Source organism: Gemmata sp., assembly GCF_051859125.1.
In the GTDB taxonomy this organism is placed as follows: domain Bacteria; phylum Planctomycetota; class Planctomycetia; order Gemmatales; family Gemmataceae; genus Gemmata.
Map to the genome: position 1 here is coordinate 28,730 of NZ_JBHYGG010000263.1, position 17,144 is coordinate 45,873.

Annotated in this window: 24 protein-coding genes and 1 pseudogene; 12 read left to right on the forward strand and 13 right to left on the reverse strand. The window is 71.4% G+C overall.

Annotated elements, in window-relative coordinates:
* Positions 1-75: 75 nt before the first annotated feature.
* Together ACTIGN_RS25265 and ACTIGN_RS25270 are read right to left on the reverse strand one after the other, a co-directional pair.
* Positions 76-513 (reverse strand): hypothetical protein, encoded by a 438-nt coding sequence (locus tag ACTIGN_RS25265; RefSeq protein ID WP_439629074.1) that lies wholly within the window; start codon positions 511-513, stop codon positions 76-78.
* 78 nt (positions 514-591) lie between these two features.
* Positions 592-1,350 carry a HEAT repeat domain-containing protein gene (locus tag ACTIGN_RS25270; protein ID WP_439629076.1) on the reverse strand — a complete coding sequence of 253 codons (759 nt, stop codon included), beginning with the start codon at positions 1,348-1,350 and terminating at the stop codon, positions 592-594.
* A gap of 161 nt (positions 1,351-1,511) precedes the next feature.
* Here ACTIGN_RS25270 and ACTIGN_RS25275 point away from each other — a divergent pair, with 161 nt between their 5' ends.
* On the forward strand, positions 1,512-2,366 hold the full coding sequence (locus tag ACTIGN_RS25275; protein ID WP_439629078.1) for a ThuA domain-containing protein: 855 nt from the start codon (positions 1,512-1,514) through the stop codon (positions 2,364-2,366).
* Between the two features lie 13 nt (positions 2,367-2,379).
* Here ACTIGN_RS25275 and ACTIGN_RS25280 read toward each other — a convergent pair whose 3' ends face one another.
* The 3 genes from ACTIGN_RS25280 to ACTIGN_RS25290 all read right to left on the reverse strand — a co-directional run bounded on the left by ACTIGN_RS25280 (position 2,380) and on the right by ACTIGN_RS25290 (position 4,102).
* Positions 2,380-2,586, reverse strand: a complete 207-nt coding sequence (locus tag ACTIGN_RS25280; protein ID WP_439629080.1) for a type II toxin-antitoxin system HicA family toxin — start codon at positions 2,584-2,586, stop codon at positions 2,380-2,382.
* Positions 2,583-2,813, reverse strand: coding sequence for a type II toxin-antitoxin system HicB family antitoxin (locus ACTIGN_RS25285; RefSeq protein ID WP_439629082.1), 231 nt, complete (start codon positions 2,811-2,813; stop codon positions 2,583-2,585). Before ACTIGN_RS25285 ends, ACTIGN_RS25280 begins: the two co-directional genes overlap by 4 nt.
* Before the next feature lie 71 nt (positions 2,814-2,884).
* The gene (locus tag ACTIGN_RS25290) at positions 2,885-4,102 is read right to left on the reverse strand and encodes a TolC family protein (protein ID WP_439629084.1); all 1,218 of its coding nucleotides are present in this window, start codon (positions 4,100-4,102) and stop codon (positions 2,885-2,887) included.
* 120 nt (positions 4,103-4,222) lie between these two features.
* Here ACTIGN_RS25290 and ACTIGN_RS25295 point away from each other — a divergent pair, with 120 nt between their 5' ends.
* A complete protein-coding gene (locus ACTIGN_RS25295; protein ID WP_439629086.1) occupies positions 4,223-5,155 on the forward strand; it encodes a cation diffusion facilitator family transporter in 933 nt (310 codons plus the stop codon).
* Positions 5,156-5,168: 13 nt separating this feature from the next.
* Here ACTIGN_RS25295 and ACTIGN_RS25300 read toward each other — a convergent pair whose 3' ends face one another.
* Genes ACTIGN_RS25300 through ACTIGN_RS25310 form a run of 3 tightly spaced genes read right to left on the reverse strand, consistent with a single transcriptional unit; the run spans position 5,169 to position 5,875 of the window.
* Positions 5,169-5,450, reverse strand: coding sequence for a type II toxin-antitoxin system VapC family toxin (locus tag ACTIGN_RS25300; RefSeq protein ID WP_439629088.1), 282 nt, complete (start codon positions 5,448-5,450; stop codon positions 5,169-5,171).
* Entirely contained in the window at positions 5,451-5,579 is a 129-nt protein-coding gene (locus ACTIGN_RS25305; protein WP_439629089.1) for a hypothetical protein, read from the reverse strand.
* On the reverse strand, positions 5,576-5,875 hold the full coding sequence (locus ACTIGN_RS25310) for a hypothetical protein (protein ID WP_439629091.1): 300 nt from the start codon (positions 5,873-5,875) through the stop codon (positions 5,576-5,578). The genes ACTIGN_RS25305 and ACTIGN_RS25310 overlap by 4 nt, the downstream gene beginning before the upstream one ends.
* A gap of 180 nt (positions 5,876-6,055) precedes the next feature.
* Between ACTIGN_RS25310 and nagB the strand changes: the two genes are divergently transcribed.
* The 3 genes from nagB (at position 6,056) to ACTIGN_RS25325 (ending at position 9,634) form a co-directional block, all read left to right on the forward strand.
* Positions 6,056-8,053 (forward strand): glucosamine-6-phosphate deaminase, encoded by a 1,998-nt coding sequence (nagB, locus tag ACTIGN_RS25315; protein WP_439629093.1) that lies wholly within the window; start codon positions 6,056-6,058, stop codon positions 8,051-8,053.
* Between the two features lie 112 nt (positions 8,054-8,165).
* Positions 8,166-8,798, forward strand: a complete 633-nt coding sequence (locus tag ACTIGN_RS25320; RefSeq protein WP_439629095.1) for a hypothetical protein — start codon at positions 8,166-8,168, stop codon at positions 8,796-8,798.
* 290 nt (positions 8,799-9,088) lie between these two features.
* Positions 9,089-9,634 carry a hypothetical protein gene (locus tag ACTIGN_RS25325; protein ID WP_439629097.1) on the forward strand — a complete coding sequence of 182 codons (546 nt, stop codon included), beginning with the start codon at positions 9,089-9,091 and terminating at the stop codon, positions 9,632-9,634.
* Positions 9,635-9,691: 57 nt separating this feature from the next.
* On the opposite strand, the gene ACTIGN_RS25330 is transcribed toward ACTIGN_RS25325, so the two are convergent.
* Both ACTIGN_RS25330 and ACTIGN_RS25335 read right to left on the reverse strand, forming a co-directional pair.
* A complete protein-coding gene (locus ACTIGN_RS25330; protein WP_439629099.1) occupies positions 9,692-9,871 on the reverse strand; it encodes a hypothetical protein in 180 nt (59 codons plus the stop codon).
* Positions 9,872-9,960: 89 nt separating this feature from the next.
* Positions 9,961-10,158, reverse strand: a complete 198-nt coding sequence (locus ACTIGN_RS25335) for a hypothetical protein (protein ID WP_439629100.1) — start codon at positions 10,156-10,158, stop codon at positions 9,961-9,963.
* Between the two features lie 156 nt (positions 10,159-10,314).
* On the opposite strand from ACTIGN_RS25335, the gene ACTIGN_RS25340 reads away from it, so the two are divergent.
* From ACTIGN_RS25340 to ACTIGN_RS25365, 6 genes are all read left to right on the forward strand, one after another.
* Positions 10,315-11,184, forward strand: a complete 870-nt coding sequence (locus ACTIGN_RS25340) for an alpha/beta fold hydrolase (RefSeq protein ID WP_439629102.1) — start codon at positions 10,315-10,317, stop codon at positions 11,182-11,184.
* A gap of 102 nt (positions 11,185-11,286) precedes the next feature.
* Positions 11,287-11,577, forward strand: coding sequence for a hypothetical protein (locus ACTIGN_RS25345; RefSeq protein WP_439629104.1), 291 nt, complete (start codon positions 11,287-11,289; stop codon positions 11,575-11,577).
* Between the two features lie 30 nt (positions 11,578-11,607).
* Positions 11,608-12,294, forward strand: coding sequence for a phosphoribosylanthranilate isomerase (locus tag ACTIGN_RS25350; protein WP_439629106.1), 687 nt, complete (start codon positions 11,608-11,610; stop codon positions 12,292-12,294).
* Positions 12,295-12,320: 26 nt separating this feature from the next.
* On the forward strand, positions 12,321-12,773 hold the full coding sequence (locus ACTIGN_RS25355; protein ID WP_439629108.1) for a low molecular weight phosphatase family protein: 453 nt from the start codon (positions 12,321-12,323) through the stop codon (positions 12,771-12,773).
* A 101-nt stretch (positions 12,774-12,874) separates the two neighbouring features.
* Positions 12,875-13,135: a hypothetical protein gene (locus ACTIGN_RS25360; protein ID WP_439629110.1), complete on the forward strand. Its 261-nt coding sequence runs from the start codon at positions 12,875-12,877 to the stop codon at positions 13,133-13,135.
* 1 nt (position 13,136) lies between these two features.
* Complete coding sequence (locus tag ACTIGN_RS25365) at positions 13,137-13,643, forward strand: DUF2243 domain-containing protein (RefSeq protein ID WP_439629112.1); 507 nt, start codon at positions 13,137-13,139, stop codon at positions 13,641-13,643.
* Positions 13,644-13,664: 21 nt separating this feature from the next.
* On the opposite strand, the gene ACTIGN_RS25370 is transcribed toward ACTIGN_RS25365, so the two are convergent.
* A complete protein-coding gene (locus ACTIGN_RS25370; protein ID WP_439629114.1) occupies positions 13,665-14,738 on the reverse strand; it encodes a sialate O-acetylesterase in 1,074 nt (357 codons plus the stop codon).
* Positions 14,739-14,990: 252 nt separating this feature from the next.
* On the opposite strand from ACTIGN_RS25370, the pseudogene ACTIGN_RS25375 reads away from it, so the two are divergent.
* Positions 14,991-15,689 (forward strand): annotated as a pseudogene (locus ACTIGN_RS25375) (IS701 family transposase); the annotation flags it as partial.
* A 198-nt stretch (positions 15,690-15,887) separates the two neighbouring features.
* Here the strand turns inward: ACTIGN_RS25375 and ACTIGN_RS25380 are convergent.
* Both ACTIGN_RS25380 and ACTIGN_RS25385 read right to left on the reverse strand, forming a co-directional pair.
* Complete coding sequence (locus ACTIGN_RS25380) at positions 15,888-16,376, reverse strand: cyclic nucleotide-binding domain-containing protein (RefSeq protein WP_439629116.1); 489 nt, start codon at positions 16,374-16,376, stop codon at positions 15,888-15,890.
* Positions 16,377-16,530: 154 nt separating this feature from the next.
* The gene (locus ACTIGN_RS25385) at positions 16,531-16,752 is read right to left on the reverse strand and encodes a hypothetical protein (protein WP_439629118.1); all 222 of its coding nucleotides are present in this window, start codon (positions 16,750-16,752) and stop codon (positions 16,531-16,533) included.
* Positions 16,753-17,144 lie beyond the last annotated feature (392 nt).

Consider the following 17,144-nt stretch of genomic DNA (forward strand, 5'->3'; position numbering starts at 1 on the left):
GGGGGGGCTGTCAATGCGGCCCCCCCCCGCGCGGGGCGCCAGCCAATACTGCCTGCCCCACCAAACTAAAGCCCGTCACTTCTTCTCGGCGAGGACCTCGACCACCACGTCGTACTTCTTCTCGTACCCGAGGATGTTGCCGACGAACCGCACCTTGGTGGTGCCGGGCTTCAGCGCCTTCAGCGCGACGGACGCCTTGGTCTTGTCGGCCTTCTCCTTTTCGAGCGGCGCGAGCTGGAACGCGGCGTCGTCGAACAGCCACGCGGCCGCGTCGGGCTCGCCGGGCGCGGCGGCCCCGCCGCGGGGCATCACCATGCCCTGCGCCGCGAGCGTCACGGTCTGCCCGACCGCGACCTTGAGGGTGTACTTGGGGATCTCGCCGTCCTCGGGCGCGCCGAGCTTCGCGCCCTCGGCCGTGAGCACGAAGCTCGCGCCGCTGGCGTGGGCGGTTGCGGCGGCGGCCAGGACCGCGAGCACCGCGAGGGCGCTCCGGAGTCGCACCAGATGAACCATGAGTCGGACCCTTGATGGACCGCCGCGCACGGGTTGCGCGGGGAACCGTCAGTGTACCCGAAGCTCACGGGTGGTTTGTCACGGCTTCTGCTTCAGCTTCTGAATGGCCCCGCGCATCTCGGCCTTCGCGCCAGCGTCGGTCTCGGCCTTGAGCGCCTTCTCCAGCGCCGGGAGCGACGCGGGGTCGCCGGTGTTGCCGAGGGCGCGGGCGATGTACCCGCGGTGGTGCGCCTCGGTGCCCTTGCCCAGCGCGGCGACGATGTCCGGGGCCGCGGCCTTCGCGACCGCGCCGAGCATCCCCGCGGCGTGCGCCGCCTTCATCCGCACGAGCGGCTCGTCGCTCGCGAGGTACTTCCGCAGCGCCGCGACCTGCGCGGCCGGGTCGGCGTCGAGCATCGCCAGCGCCCCGTGCGCGACGGCCCGGGTCACCGGGTCGGGGTCGTCCGCGGCCGCCTTCTTGAGCGCCGGCACGGCCGTGCGGTCGGCCGGGGTCGACTTCCCGAGCCGGCCGAGCGCCCGCGCCGCGGTCTCGCGGGCCTCCTTGAAGCTGTCCTTCTCCAACTGGGCGACCAGGACCGGGATCGCGGTCTCGGACTTCGCGCCCAGGGTGCCGAGAACGGTGGCCGCGGCCGCCCGCACCTCGTCGTCCCTGTCCCTCAGGCACCCGAGCAGTTCGGCGAACAGGTGCGGGGACAGGTCCGAGTGGCTCAGGTGCTTCACCGCGGCGCGGCGGGTCTCGACGGCCTCGCTGGCGAGTTCGGCGCGGGCCTTGGCGAGTTGCTCGGGGGCGGGGTCGGCGGCGATCAGTAGCGCGAGTGCGCAGGCGCAGGCGTCCATGGGCGAGTCTCCGGGGAGGGGAGCGTTCGACCCGTGAGCGTACCCGGCCGGGGACCGCCGAACAACTCTCAAACGGCCCCTGGCGAGCGGGGCAGCGGGCGGCGATAATGCCGCGTGTACCCCGCCCCGCGTCCCGCTACGCCCCCACCGGAGCCCACACGATGCCCCTGCTCTCCCGCCGCCTCGCGCTCGCCGCCGTCGCGGTCGCCGCGTGCCTGACCGTTCTCCCCGGCGGTGCCGCCGCCCCGGCCGACGACGACAAGCCGATCCGCGCCCTGCTCGTCCTCGGCGGGTGCTGCCACGACTACAAGAAGCAGCAGGAGCTGCTCACCAAGGGCGTCTCGGCCCGCGCCAACGTGCAGTGGGCGATCGCGTACGACCCGGACACCGGCACCAAGCACCTGAACCCGGTGTACGAGAAGGAGGACTGGGCCAAGGGGTTCGACGTGGTGGTCCACGACGAGTGCTCGGCCGACGTGAAGGACCCGAAGCTCGTCGAGCGGATCCTGAAGCCGCACAAGGACGGCCTCCCGGCGGTCGTGGTCCACTGCGGGATGCACAGCTACCGGAGCGAGGGGTACCCGAAGGCGACCCCGTGGTTCGAGTTCACCGGCCTGGCGACCACCCGGCACGGCCCGCAGGCCCCGATCGACGTCGAGTACGTCGACAAGGAGAGCGCCATCACGAAGGGGCTGGACGGCTGGAAGACGGTGAACGAGGAGCTGTACAACAACGAGGCCGGCAAGCTGCACGAGACGGCCCAGCCGATCGCGAAGGGGAAGCAGACGATCAAGTCGAAGGACGGCAAGGAGCGGACCGACGAGTCGGTGGTGGCGTGGACGAACACCTACAACGGCAAGACCCGGGTGTTCGGCACGACGCTCGGCCACAACAACGACACGGTCGCCGACGCCCGCTACCTCGACCTCGTCACCCGCGGCCTGCTGTGGTCGGTGAACAAGCTCGACGAGGCCCACCTGAAGCCGGCCAAGAAGGTGCTGCTCGACGAGAAGTAATCGGTACGGGGCGTCAGAGGTCGTCGTCCGTGAGCCCGGCGTCGCGCATAATGCTCCGCTGGGTTCCGGGCTTGAGGTCGGTGTTGCCGTGGACCGGAACGGTGGTGAGTCGGCCGGTCGATGGGTTCCGATAGATGTGATGGCTCCCGTTGATCCGCACCAGCACCCACCCGCGGCCCTCAAGGATGCGGCACATGCGGCGGCCGGAGACGGTCCTCATGCCGCACCCTGCTGCCCGGCGGGCGTGGCGCCGTCGTGTGCGGCCGCGAGCCACGCCTCGGCTGCTTCGCGCAGGTTGTCCCGGACCTCCTCAATGGTTTCGCCCTGGGTGTAGCACCCGGGGAGGCTCGGGATCTCGGCGGAGAACCCGCCGGCATCGGGCTCGGGGTGAATGATCGCGGTCACGGTGACGGTCAGTTGTACCGCGATGGGATGTGTGTTCGGCATCGGCGTCTCCGGTAGATGACATTCATCGTACCGCGCGGCGGACCCGCTGCCGACAGCTCACCACCTCGGCCCTACTCCCGCACCAGCGTGCCCGTCGCCTGTCGCAGCTTCGCGTCGCTGGTGAGGTAGTCGGTGACGGCTTGGAGCAGGTCGCCGCGGGCCTTGAACAGGTCGAGCCGGGCGACGGTCAGCTCCGCCTGTGCGCCCGCCACGCCCGCCGCGACGCGCTTCTCGGCCTCGGCGACGCGGGCCTCGTGGTTCCGCACCTCGGCGGCCTTCGCCGCCACCGCGAGCCGGTTCCCCCGCACCATCGCGACCGCCGCCCGCACCTCCGACTCGGCCTGCCGCTCGCGGGCCGCCAGCGCCGCCTCGACCTCGCGCTGGAGCTTCGCGTCCGCCTTCGTCGGCTCCTTCTTCATCGCCCCCAACAGGGCGACGACCGGGGCCAGCATCGGGTTCGACGGCGCGGTCGACCCGAGCAGCGGGTTGATCCCGGTGACGACCGCCTTCGCCATTTGACCGCCGTAGTTGTCGCTCGCCGACAGCACCCGCAACAGGTTCAGGTCCGGCCGGCACCGCATCGCGACCTGCACCGCGTGCTCGGGGTCGGGAACGTCCGCGGCGACCCGCAGCGGGTCGGCCGGCCAGATCGGGGTCTGGTCCGACGGGTCGAGGCCGAGGAGCCCGGCGAGCCCCGCGTTCAGCCCGGCGATGCCCGCCTCGAGCTTCGCCAGTTGCGACTCCAGTTCGAGGAGCTGCCGCCGGAGCCGCTCGACGTCGGCCCGGTCCGCGGCCCCGACCTTGATGGCCTTCTCCGCGGCGAGGAGCTGGGTCCGCAGCACCGCGTGGGCGCCGGCCACGAGGTCGAACTGCCCCTCGGCGGCCGCGAGCTTGAAGTACGCCTCCAGCGCGTCGCCGGCCGAGCGGTTGCGGATCTCGTCGGCCGCGTACCCCCGCACCCACTTCGAGGTCTGCGCCTCCTGGGCCCGCTTCCGCGTGGGGTGGCTGTGCGGGGTCTCGTTGTCGGGGTGGTTGTCGAGGTCGTCGGCCAGCGCCGCGTTCTGAACGGCGAGCGCCCGGCACTCGGCCGCGGTGAGCTGGCGGTACTTCGCGGGCCGCGCCGGCGACAGCGCCGCGGGCGCGAGGTTCGCCGCCGACACGTCGGGCTGCACCGTGCCCCGGGGGACGACCGGGAGCTGCGCCGGCGCGGGCCGCGGGGGGGACGCCTGCGGGAGGGCGCAGCACCCCGCGAGGAGGCCGACCATCAGGAGTACGCCGAACCGGGCCATGCCACCCCCCGCACGCGTTGCGACACCGGCATCATCGGCACGCCCGGCCCCCCGCCTGAAGCGCAACTTCCCTACGCCAGCCACAACCCGCCGGCGCCCGCACCTCCCTACAATCACCGCATGTCACACGACCACCTGCACGGCCCGATCCGCCTCTCCATCGCGGCCGCCGTCGTCACCATCGCGATGAAGGGAACGGCCTACGCCGTCACCGGCTCCGTGGGCCTTTTCTCCGACGCGCTCGAGAGCGTCGTGAACCTCATGGCCGCGCTCACCGCGTTCTTCGCACTGCGGTACGCGGCCCGGCCGGCCGACCCGAACCACACGTTCGGCCACGAGAAGATCGAGTACTTCTCGAGCGGCCTCGAAGGGGTGCTCATCATCGTCGCGGGGCTCGGCACCGCGGTGTACGCCGTCAAGCGCCTCATGCACCCCGAGCCGCTCCAGAACCTGGAACTCGGCACGCTCATCGGGCTCGCGGCGTCGGGCGTGAATTTCGCGGTCGCGCGCGTCCTGCTGGTAACGGGCCGCAAGCACGGGTCGATCATCCTGGAGGCCGACGGGCAGCACCTGATGGCCGACGTGTGGACCTCGGTGGGGGTGATCGGCGGCCTCGGCCTCGTGCTCCTGACGGGCATCGAGTGGCTCGACCCGATCCTGGCCGTCGTGGTGGGGCTGAACATCGTGTGGACCGGCAGCGAGCTGGTGCGGCGGTCGTTCAACGGGCTGATGGACCACTCGCTGCCGCGGGAGGAGCAGGACCGGATCCGTGCGGCGATCGCGCCGAGCCTGCCGAAGGGGGCGACGTTCCACATGCTGCGGACGCGGCGGGCCGGCCAGCGGCGGTTCGCGGAGTTCCACCTGCTGGTGAACGGGGACCTGACGGTGCGGGCGGCGCACCACGTCGCCCACGAGGTCGAGGCCTCGCTGGTCGCGGCGCTGCCGGGCCTGGAGGTGATGATCCACGTCGAGCCCGTGGACGAGCGGGAGTCGTGGGAGCGCGAGGAACTCAAGCGCCTCGGCGAGCCGCCCGGCCCCGCGACGCCGGGGTGACGACCTACTTCGACTAGTCCTCGACGAGGAGGCCCGGAACCTGGAGGAAGTCGGCGAGGTTGCACGTCACGAGCGTGGCACCGTTTTCGAGCACGGTCGCGGCGATTCGCAGGTCCATCTTCCCGATGTTGAGTTTCAACTTCTTGAGCGCGTCGTACCGCTGAATGGCGGGCTCGGTGAACGACAGGATCGGGAGGGTTCTGAACAACTGAACTGTCTGCGACATCCGCAGGTACACGGCCGCGAGGGTCGCCGGCTTCTTGGCCCGACGCAACTCGCTGTACCAGCCGGACAATTACTCCTCGACGGTGAGCACCGTAACCGCCAGTTCGGTGACGGGGTGATTCCGCACGGCGGCACAAACCGCTGCGTGACCGTGTTGGAACAGCGACAGGGTGTCGGTGTCGAGTACGAACAGGCTCATCGGCGGTCCGGGTCGGCATCGACCTTTCGGCGGTACTTCGCGACCGACTTCCGAAAGTTCTGTGACAGCGCGTCGTCCGCCCACATGCCCGCGAACTGGGCGAGCGGGTGCGCCCCCGGCGTCACGTCGAGTGAGACGACTTCCGTACCACTACTGAGGCGCGCTTGAAGCTGTTCGCGGAGCCTCGCAACCACTTCCTCGCGGGTCGCACCCTCGGCGCTAAGCGCGAACTGCTCGCCGCCCCGGGATCGGAACCCGTTGCCCGCGACCGGTTCGATCAGGATCGGAATCTGCATGGCGAAGTCCTCCGTGCCTGATTGTATCACAGGCCCCCACGCCGTCACACCTCCCACGTCAGCGATGCAACGCCGCTGAGCGCCTTCGCGGGTCGCCGCGTCACCCCTCGCGCGTACAACACCCCTTCACTCGCTTCCGTCTCCGGGGACTTACGTCACCCGGCTCGCCAGGGGTTCGTCATGCCCGCGCTCCACCCGCTGCCGCACACCCGCACGCCCGCGGTCCTGTTCCCCACGCCCGGAGCGGCCGCGAAGTACGTCGCCCGCGAGATCGACAAGCTCGTCCGCGCCCGCAACGCCGCCAGCAAGCCCACGGTCCTCGGGCTCGCCACCGGCAGCACCCCCGTCGGCCTGTACCGCGAACTCATCCGGCTCCACCGGGACGAGGGGCTCGACCTGTCACGGGTCGTCACGTTCAACCTCGACGAGTACCTCCCGATGCCCCGGGAGTCGCAGCACTCCTACTTCCGGTGGATGCACGAGACGCTGTTCAACCACGTCAACATCCCGTGGAACAACATCCACATCCCCGACGGCACCGTCGCGGCCGAGGAGGTGGACGCGTTCTGCGTCGAGTACGAGAAGAAGATCAAGGCGGCCGGCGGCATCGACGTGCAGGTCCTCGGCATCGGCCGCACCGGGCACATCGCGTTCAACGAGCCCGGCAGCCCGCGGAACTCCCGCACCCGCAAGGTGACCCTCGACAGCATTACCCGCCGCGACGCGGCCAGCGGGTTCTTCGGCGAGGAGAACGTCCCGCACCAGGCGATCACCATGGGCGTGGCGAGCATCCTCGACGCGCGCCGCATCTTCATGATGGCCTACGGCGAGCACAAGGCCGGCATCGTCTACAAGGCGCTCGAGCAGCCGCCGACCGAGGCCATCTCCGCGAGCTTCCTCCAGGAGCACCCGGACGCGACCGTCGTGCTCGACGAGGCCGCCGCCGCGGAACTCACGGCGATCAAGCGGCCCTGGGAGGTCGGGCCGTGCGACTGGACCCCGGACCTCGTCCGCAAGGCCGTCGTCCACCTCGCGCTGACCGTCAAGAAGGGGCTCCAGAAGCTCAACGACGACGACTTCCGCGACCACCACATGTACGAGCTGCTCCGCGAGATGGGGCCGGCCGAGCGGATCGGCGAGGAGGTGTTCCACGACCGCATGGCGACCATCGCGCCGTACCCGGCCGGCCGCGTGTCGAACAGAGGGGGAGACACGCAGAGTGGGAGAGGGGGAGAGAACACCCCGGCCGGGTCTTCGTCTCCCACTCTCCCCTTCTCCCCCTCTCCCACCCTCGGCAGGGGCGACAGCCAGGGGCCGAAGACGGTCCTCGTGTTCTCCCCGCACCCGGACGACGACGTCATCAGCATGGGCGGCACGGTCATCCGGCTGGTCGAGCAGGGGCACCGGGTCCACGTCGCGTACATGACGAGCGGGAACATCGCGGTGTTCGACCACGACGCCCGGCGGTTCGTGGACTTCGTGGACGAGTTCCTCGCCGCGTTCGGCACCCCCGAGCGGGCGGTCGCCGGGGGCATCAAGGCGCGGGTGTACAAGTTCCTCGACGAGAAGCAGGCGGCCCAGGCCGACTCGGACGAGGTGCTCAAGGTGAAGGGGCTGATCCGCGCCACCGAGGCCCGCGCCGCGGCCCGCGCGTGCGGCATCCCGCCCGAGCAACTGGAGTTCATGAACCTCCGGTTCTACCAGACCGGCACCAAGACCAAGCTGCCGATCCAGCCGCAGGACGTGGAGGACATCGCGGCGCTCATGCGGCGGCTGAAGCCGGCGCAGATCTACGTCGCCGGCGAGCTGAGCGACCCGCACGGCACGCACCGCATGTGCGCCGAGGCGGTGTTCGCCGCGGCGCGGCAGATCCGGGCCGCCGAGCCGGCCGCCCCGCCGTTCGACGTGTGGCTGTACAAGGGCGCGTGGGAGGAGTGGGAGGCGCACGAGATCGAGATGGCCGTGCCGCTGAGCCCCGAGGTGCTGGAGCGGAAGAAGCAGGCGATCTTCCGGCACCAGTCGCAGAAGGACAAGGCGATGTTCCCGGGCGGCACCGACCGCCGCGAGTTCTGGCAGCGGGCCGAGGACCGGAACATCGGCACCGCGAAGACCTACGACGCCCTCGGCCTGCCCGAGTACTTCGCGCTCGAGGCGTTCGTGAAGTGGAAGGACGGGTGACCGCCGCCGCGCGGCGGCCCCGGTCGCGGACCGGGGCCTTGCAACCGCGGGCCCGTTTGATACGCTGGCGGTCGCGCCTTGGCGCGTCTCCCGCCACGCCCCTGAGGGTCCCATGCGTTTCCCGGCCCCGCCCATGTACCTCGGCCTCGCACTGGCCCTCGCGGCCGCCCCCGCGGCCCGGTGCGACGACAGGCCCGCCGCAAAAGCGTTCGAACTGAGAAGCGTCGGCGTCGGCGATACCTACAAGTGCGTCCGGTTCCGACCCGGAACCGGCGAGGCGTGGCAGCTCAGCGACGGGCGGTGGGAAAAGTTGGAGGAGGCCGCCGCGCCGCCGGCCGGCGACTACGACGTGCTCCTGATTCCGGCCGGGGTGCTGCTCGCCGTGCGGGTCGACCGGGCGACCGGGGCGACCTGGCTCGTTCAGGGCGGGAAGTGGACGCCGATCAAGGAGCCGCCCGCGAAGGGCAACCCCGCCAAGCCCGCCCCCGGGTACTCGCTCCGCCACACCCGGGTCGGGGACCAGCTCCACGTCCTGCGGTTCCACACCGCGACCGGTGCCGCGTGGCACCTGGGCGGCGACAAGTTCGTCCTCCTCCGGGAGACCGGCCCGGTCCCGGCCGGCGACTACGACGTCACCATGGTCGCGGGACAGAAGGAGTGGATGGCGTTCCGGATCGACCGGACGAGCGGCAAGACCTGGCTGCTGCTGGCGAACCAGTGGAGTGCCGCGACCGAGCCCGAGTGAGCCGCGGGACCGCCCCGCGGGTGGGCCGCACGCCCGCGGGGTGGCGTGACCTCGCAATCACGCCGGCGGGCCCCCCGCCCGGCACCCGCCCGTGCAGCCCTTCTCGCTCACCTCCCCGCCCTCCTCCCTTCGTCCGCCTCCCGGAGCCGCCGGGCGCTGACCCAGTAGTGGCCGCCGGTTCATGATTTCGCGGGAAGCGTCAAGTCGCCCCCCGCGGGTGCCGATAGAGAACGCGGGTACACTACACACTCGGGTGCAAGACTCCTTGCTCGCACCACGCGGAGAACGACATGACGAAGCGGATCCTGCTCGGCGGCCTCGTGCTCATCGCCCTGGGGACCGGCGGCCGCGCCGAGGAAAAGGCGGACGTGGCCGCGGCCCCGGCCGCCCCGTCGCACGCCGGGCTGGAGCGGCTCAAGAAGCTGGCCGGCACCTGGGTGAACACCGACAAGGACGGGAAGCCGACCGACCAGGTCGTGTCGGTGATCCGCGTCACCGCGGCCGGGTCCGCGGTCCACGAGACGCTCTTCCCGGGCGAGGCGCACGAGATGATCTCAGTGTACCACCTCGACAAGGGCGAGCTCGTGATGACGCACTACTGCGCGCTCGGCAACCAGCCGCGGCTGAAGGCCGACCCGAAGTCGCCCGCGAACCAGATCAAGTTCCTGTTCGCGGGCGGGACGAACCTCGACCCGGCCAGGGACATGCACATGCACGAGGGGACGATCACGTTCGCCGGCGACGACGCCATCGAGATCGCTGGGGTCGCGTGGAAGGACGGCAAGCCGGTCGAGGGGCCGGGGTGCGGGGTGATGAAGTTGGTCCGCAAGAAGTGACCGCGTGATGTGAGAGCACAGCGGCCGCCGGGGTTACCCCGGCGGCCGCTTCGTTGGTCAGGCGTTGCTGTTCGTCGACTGCACCGGGAAGTCCGCTTCGCACCATGTCACGAACGCCTCGTAGGCCCGCTGCGGGGGCACGGCGACCGGGGCCGCGGGTGGCCGCGGTGCGTCGGCCTGGGCCCAAAAGGTCGGATACGATTCGATTGCGGCGGGCTCGCGAGGCGTAAGGCTCATCGGTGGGTTCCTGGTGTTGGGGTCGTTCTGGTGTCGGGAGTGAGACCGCGGGCCGCGGTCGCGTAAATGGTGAAGGTGGGGCGCCGCGGTCACAGTTCGCCCACGGCCCCGCGGCCACCGAGGTAGTGCCAGCCGTCCGCGGTCCACTCCAGCACGACCTCGTCGCGGCCGCGCCACGCGACGCAGTACGGGCCGTTGGACGCGCCGACCGACCAGCCGTACTGGCGCAACAACTCGGGGTTCGGTTCGCCGGCCCGGGCGGTCAGGGGTATGGATGACGGTTGCATGTGAGCGCCACTCGCAACGGGATGGTGGGAATGAAGGATCGGCCTCGCCCGGGTCCGTTGGTCCGGGGTCGGCACCGAGTGTTCCGCAAAATCCATTCCAATCGCCCCGGTGAATCGCTATCCCTTCCCCGGGTCGCGCGTTAACGGAGGGGTACCGTGGGAAGTGTCGCGTGGAAGAACGAGGCGGCACGGGCGCGGCTCGAGCGCTGGTTCGAGCGGTTCCGCGCCCGCACCGGGGTGCCGACGGAGAGCCGCGAGGTGCCGACGCGGCACGGGCCGAGTCACGTCCTGCTCGCCGGCCCGAGCGACGCCCCGCCGCTGGTGTGCCTGCACGCCATGCGAACCGGTTCCGCCCACCTGCTGTCCGAACTCGGGCCACTCGCGGCGTCGTTCCGCCTGATCGCACCGGACCTCCCGGGCCAGTCCGTTCGCGGGCCGCAGGTGAAGCTGCCGCTGAACGACGACTCGGCCGCGCGGTGGCTGCTCGACGTACTCGACGGGCTCGGCCTGGGTGCGGTGAACCTGTTCGGCGTGAGCTGGGGCGGGTTCGTGGCGCGACTCGCGGCGGGTGCGGCCCCGGACCGCGTCCGCAAGCTGGCGCTGCTGGTTCCGGCCGGGGTCGCCAGCGGGTCGCACTGGAAGGGGCTGACCCGCATGGCACTGCCGATGCTCCGGTACCGGCTCCGGCGCTCCGAGCGGAACCTGCGCCGGCTCGTCGAGCCGCTGTTCACGACCTGGGACGCGGACTGGGCCGCGTACACCGGCGAGGCGCTCGGCGACATGCCGGTGGACATGCGGATCCCGCCGCTCGCGACCGACGCCGACCTCCGGAAGCTGGCGATGCCGGTGCTGGTGCTCGGCGCGGCCGACGACATCTCGTTCCCGGGCGACGCCGTGGTGCGGCGCATCAAGGCTCTGGTCCCGCACGCCGACGGCGAGGTGATCGCGGGGTGCAAGCACTGCCCGCCGACCACGCCCGAGTTCCGCGCCTGGCTCGCGAACCGGCTCACCGGCTTCTTCGCGTGACGCGACGGGACAACCCCGCCTTCTCGCACCGCGGCGCGCGGGCTACCTTGAACGTGTGGCGGTCCTCTCCCGTACCGCCGGTTCGACGGCGGGGTGACGGACATGGCAGGCGAGGCGGCGGCCGACAGGCCCGGGCTGGTGGTGCGGATCGAGTCGCTCGGGCGGGCGGTGACCCCGGAGGACGTGTGGAACGCCGCGGTGCGGGCCGGGGCCGACCCGGCGCGGGTCGCCCTGTCGCTCTCGCACGTCCTCGGCGAGGTCACGTACGAGGAGAACGTCGCCGGCCGCGAGGACGACCCCGCCGCGGTCCGCTACACCCTGACCACGGGCGAGGTGGTGGTCTACGACGCCGGCCTCAACAACCCGTTCAAGCGCCCGCGGCCCGCCGAGTGAGAGCGGCCGTTGAGGACCACGGAGGTGACCGTGACCGGCCGGACCCGCGTGAAGGTGTGCTGCATCTCGAGCGTTGCGGAGGCCCGGCTCGCGGTCGCGAACGGGGCCGACGCGCTGGGCCTCGTCTCGGCGATGCCCAGCGGCCCCGGTCCGATCCCCGAACCGCTCATTGCCGAGGTCGCCGCGACGGTCCCCCCGCCGGTCGCGACGTTCCTGCTCACCAGTGAGCCGCGGGCCGACGCAATCGTCGACCAGCAGCGGCGGTGCCGGACGAACACGCTCCAACTCGTGGACCGGCTCGAACACGGCACCTACCGCGACCTGCGGGCCGCCCTGCCGGGGGTCGCACTCGTTCAGGTGATCCACGTTACCGGCGGCGACGCGGTCGCCGAGGCGTGCCGCGCCGCCGGTGCCGGGGCCGACGCGATCCTGCTCGACTCGGGCGACCAGCGGCTCGCGGTCAAGCTCCTCGGCGGCACCGGCCGCACGCACGACTGGGCCGTGAGCCGGCGCGTGGTCGAGGCGGTGCCGGTGCCGGTGTTCCTGGCCGGCGGGCTGAACCCCGCGAACGTCGGCGAGGCGATCCGGGCCGTGCGGCCGTTCGGCGTGGACGTGTGCTCGGGCCTCCGCACCGGCGGCCGCCTCGACGCGGAGAAACTCGCGGCGTTCGTCGCGGCCGTCGCGGCCGCGGACGCCGCGGTGCGGACCGAACACTAACCACCCACGCGGGAGGGCGGACGGCGATGGCAGACGCGCACCAGACGGTTCTCTTCCTCTGCACCGGCAACTACTACCGGTCCCGGCACGCGGAGGCGGTGTTCAACCACCGCGCCGCGGCGGCCGGCCTGCCGTGGCGGGCGACGTCCCGCGGGCTGGCCATCGAACGCGGGGTGAACAACCACGGGCCGCTCGCTCGCTCGACCGTCGCGCGGCTCGCGGCCCTCGGCATCGAACACGAGGCGTACCTGCGGATGCCCGCGTCGGTGACGCACGACAACTTCGCGGCCGCGCACCTCGTCGTCGCACTGAAGGACGCCGAGCACCGCCCGCTCGTGGCCGAGCGGCACCCGGCATGGGCCGAGAAGGTCGAGTTCTGGCACGTCCACGACGTCGACTTCGCGACCCCGGATGTGGCGCTTCCCGAGATCGAGGAGCAAGTGGCCCGCTTGATCGAGCGGCTGACAGCGGGCGGCTGACCGCGGCGGCCCGGCGCGCGGTTTGCGGCTCGCCCTGACACCCGAACCTTACCCCGTCGGTACGATGGGCCGGTTCGACCCGACCCGCGGGGGGCAACCCGGTGCTCACACCGATCCGACTCGCCTTCGTTGCCGCAGCCGCGCTGGCCTGCACCGCACCGGCCGCCGCGTGCCCGCTCTGCGACACGGCGACGGGCGAGCGCGTCCGCGCGGCCACGCTCAGCGCCGACTTCGGCGCGAACCTGCTCCTGGTGCTCCTCCCGTTCCCGGTGCTCGCCGCCCTGGTCGCCCTGGTCCACTTCGGCCTGCCGGCGGCCCCAAGTGAACGCACCGAAGCCCCCGACTCGAACCCCGGAGCGTGACATGGCGGCAACCGGCAGCCCGCGGCCCGTCGTGGTCGCGGGGACGCTCCTGGGCATCGGCATGGGCGGGTTCGTGGACGGGATCGTGTTCCACCAGATCCTCCAGGTCCACCACATGCTGACCGCCAGGTACCCGAAGGTCGGCGTGGACCCGGCGACGGCGGTCGTGAACCTCGAGATCAACATGTTCTGGGACGGCGTGTTCCACGCCGTCACCTGGTGCACAACGGCCGGCGGCCTCGCGCTGCTGTGGCGGGCGGCCCAGGACCGCACCGTGCCGCTCTCGACGCGGGCGTTCGTCGGCTCGCTGTTCCTCGGTTGGGGATTGTTCAACCTGGTCGAAGGGGTGATCGACCACCACGTCCTGCACCTGCACCACGTCACGGAGACCGAGGGCCACCTGGTCTGGGACGCGGCCTTCCTCGCGTCGGGCGTGGCGTTCGCGGTCGGCGGCTGGCTCGCGGTCCGCAGCGGCGTCCGCGGCGCGTCACCCCAGCGGCTCGGGTGACGCGCCGCGGGCGCCCCGGAGCTACTTCTGCTCCTTGAGCAGTTCGAGCATCGCGTCGGCCGACGCCTTGCCGATGCGGTTGAACCAGATCGCGCTGCCGAAGTAGTGGTAGCCGCCGTCGCCACCGACCAGCTTCCACTGCTCCGGGTTCTCGCGCCACTTCGGGAACAGCTCCTCCGCGGCCTTGTCCACGAGTACGTCGGTGCAGAACGCCTTCACCGTCCCCTTGAACTCGGGCACGTCGTTCATCGCCATCTGCGCCTTCTGGATCGCGAGCATCGGGCCGGCCGCGGGCTTCGAGCCGTTCTGCCCCATCGCCGCGATCACCACCGGCAGCTTTGGCGCGCCGAAGTCCTTCCGCACGTCGTTGATCAGGTGCTTCAGGTTCACCTCGTACTCGGCCTCGGCCCCGTTGTACTGGTCGTTCCACCCCTGGAACCACACGAACCCGGCGATCTGGAGCGGCCGGCCCTTGAGCGCCGGGAACAGCGTGCCGGCGTTCGCGGTCGCCTCCTTCACCTCGGCGAGCATCATGCGGTACGACGCGCCGTACCCCTTCTTGACGTCGTCGAGCGTCGGCAGCGGCGCGTCCTTCTTGGTCTTCTCGTTGGACTTCTTCGCCCCGGCCTGGAGCCGGTCGAGTTCGCTCTGGAGCAGTTCGGCGGCCGGCAGCCCGGCGGACGGCGGGCGGAAGTTCTTGTACAGCGAGTGCCCGCCCCACGCGGTCTTGATGAGCAGCACCGGCTCCTCGAAGTGGTTGCCGACCGCGGTGCCGAACTCCAGCTCCGGCCCGGTGCGGTTCGGCGAACCGAAGCCGATCGTCAGCGGCCCCTTGCGGTCGAGGAACTTGATGAACACGTCGTCGCGGACGACCCACTTGCCGTCCTTGCGGAGGTGCGCGAACAGCTCCTTCGTCTTCGGGTCGGCGGCCTGCGAGTCGAGCAGCGTGTTCGGGGCCTTCCCCTCCATGTTCGATTGACCGGCGAGGACGAACACCTTCACCGGCGCGGGTCCGGACGGCGCCTGCGCCAACGCGGGTGCGGGGGCGAGCGCGGCCGCGAGAGCGGCGGCGAGCAGCGGGGCGGGGGATCGCATGTTGCGGGCTCCGGGGCGGGGAAGAGAAGGGACGGGATTCGGTTCGGCGGGTGGGAAGCAGGGCCAATCATACCACCCCCACGCGCGGGTCAACTTTTGTGCGCCGATTGCGCCCCTGGCTCATTACTTCGCGAATCGGTGAACTGACAAAGTGAGGCGGCTCCTGAACCGATCGCGCGACCGTGCCCTTGCAAAGTAAGGTGCTCCGTGAAATAATAGTATCTTGAGTAGTTAAGTGACTTTTCCCCGATCATGGACCTGCGGGGGCGGCCAGTGCAACGCGAGTACGCCACAATCAGCCACGACCCGGACCAGCAGCGGTTCGCCGACTACATCTCGCAGTTCGACGACCTGTTCGCCCGGGTCGACCAGCGCGAGTGGTTCCGGCTGTACGTCCGCGGCCTGTTGATCGCCCCCGAGCGGAAGAACGTCGAGGCCATCGCCGCCGCGCTGACGCGGTTCAAGTCGGGGGTCAACCTCGGGCAGGCCCTCCAGCACTTCGTGACCGACAGCCCGTGGGAGCACAAGGAGGTGCTGGTCCGCTACCGCGAAAGCCTCCTGGCGGCGGTCCGTGAGGGGGCCGCGACCTGGGTGGTTCACGACGGCGTGCTGCTCAAGAAGGGGCGGAACTCGGTGGGCACGCAGCGGCAACTGGCCCGGTCGATCGGGCGGAAGGTGAACTGCCAGGTGGCGGTGGTGGTCGGCGTCGCCGGCGACTTCGGGTACGCCCCCCTCGCGGTCCGGTTGTACCTGCCGAGCTACTGGCTCCGGGAGTTCCCGGACCTCGCGGCCCGCACCGTGCCCGAGGGGTGGCGCGCGCCGACCCCAAAGGGGGCCATCGCGCTGTCGCTGCTCGACGAGCTTCGCGAGGAGGGGTGGAACGCCCCGGCGGCCGCCGTGGACGAGGGGTACGCGACCGCGGACGGGTTCGCCGAGGCACTCGCCGAGCGCGGCGTCCGCCTGACCGAGAGCACGGCCGATCCGCTCGCCGCGGCGGGCGAACGGTTCGAGTGGCTCAAGGGCCGACTCGGGCTGGACCACTTCGAGGGCCGGACCTGGGCCGGCTGGCACCACCACGCGGCGATGGTGTTCGCCGCGGCCGGCTACCTCGCAACCGAGCCCGAGCCGTGGGGGTAGTCGCTGCCCCCGTCACCACCGCGCGCCGGCGTGACGGGCCGCGTGACCGGGGGCATCGAGCAGGTGCAACCGGGTCGCGCTCAGCCGGGCCGCGAGGGCGGCCGCGGTCCGCCGCATGAAGTGGTAGCCGAACCGCGGGTCCGCGGTGCAGAGGTTCACAAGCACCCCGGCGTCGAGCGCGACCACCCGCACCAGCGTCGCCGCGTGTGCGGTTGCCGTCATCGGCCCCGGCCCGAGTACCGGCGACCAGCCGAGCAGCTCCCCCGTCGAGACGGTCTGCACCCGGTGCGCGTTGTGGTCGTGGCCGGTGACCTCCAGCGCGACCGTGCCCGCGGTCACAATGAAGACGTGGCTCAGGTGGTCCCCCTCGCGGAAGATCGTCGCGCCCGCGGGGTACTGCTCGACCTGGGCCGCGGGCACCAGCAACTGCAACTCCTCGTCCGTCGCCGGGGCGAAGAACGCCAGGGTCTTCAAGAACGCCGGCGTCACGCTATCGGTCATGTGCGGTCTCCTTGCGAGGGGCACCCCGGTGCGGTGCGCGTTGAGGGTCTGGTTTGTCGGACACGCACGCCGCCCGCACGGCACGGACTCGCACCCGGCCGCCTTCCCGCCCAGGAGCGCCCGGGGCGAGCGGCCGTGCGGGCGGCGCGGCGGCTCACACTGCGGCGGCCAGCGACCCTTGCCCCCGGACCGGTTGGGCCCGAGCGGGCTTCGCCGGGGCCGGCACCGCTGCGGTCTTCGGGGCGTGGCCGAGGCCGCCGGTCAGCGCGAACACGGCCCCGCACACGACGACGGACACCGAGCCCAGTGCGGCCGCGGCGATCAGAGCGGAACGGACGATGAGTTCCCCGTGGTCCCAGGCTGGCAACAGGTTCATGGCTCACTCGCTCGCCACCCGGTGATTTGGGAAGCGGCCCCTGGTGGCTGGGGGCCGCTCCCGCCCGCGGGACCGCGACCGTCCTCTCTGGGATCGCTCGGTCGATCGCTCGCGGTGTCGGTGCCGGAGCCAAAAGCAAGCGCCGTACCGCCGAGCCGTGAACGCGGCCGGATCGCACAAAACAGGTCAAAAATATCCGCTTTCCGCGATCGCCCGGGATTTCCAGGGCCGGATCGGTGTGCGGCCACGACACGCGCTGTGCCACCCGGTCGCGCGTGTCGCACACCTCTGGCACGGAGCAAGGCGCGCAAAAAAGCCACGGGGATGAACCCGTGGCTCGTGGCACCGACACGATCGGTCTGGTCCGAGCCCGAGCGCCGAGCGAGGGGTGA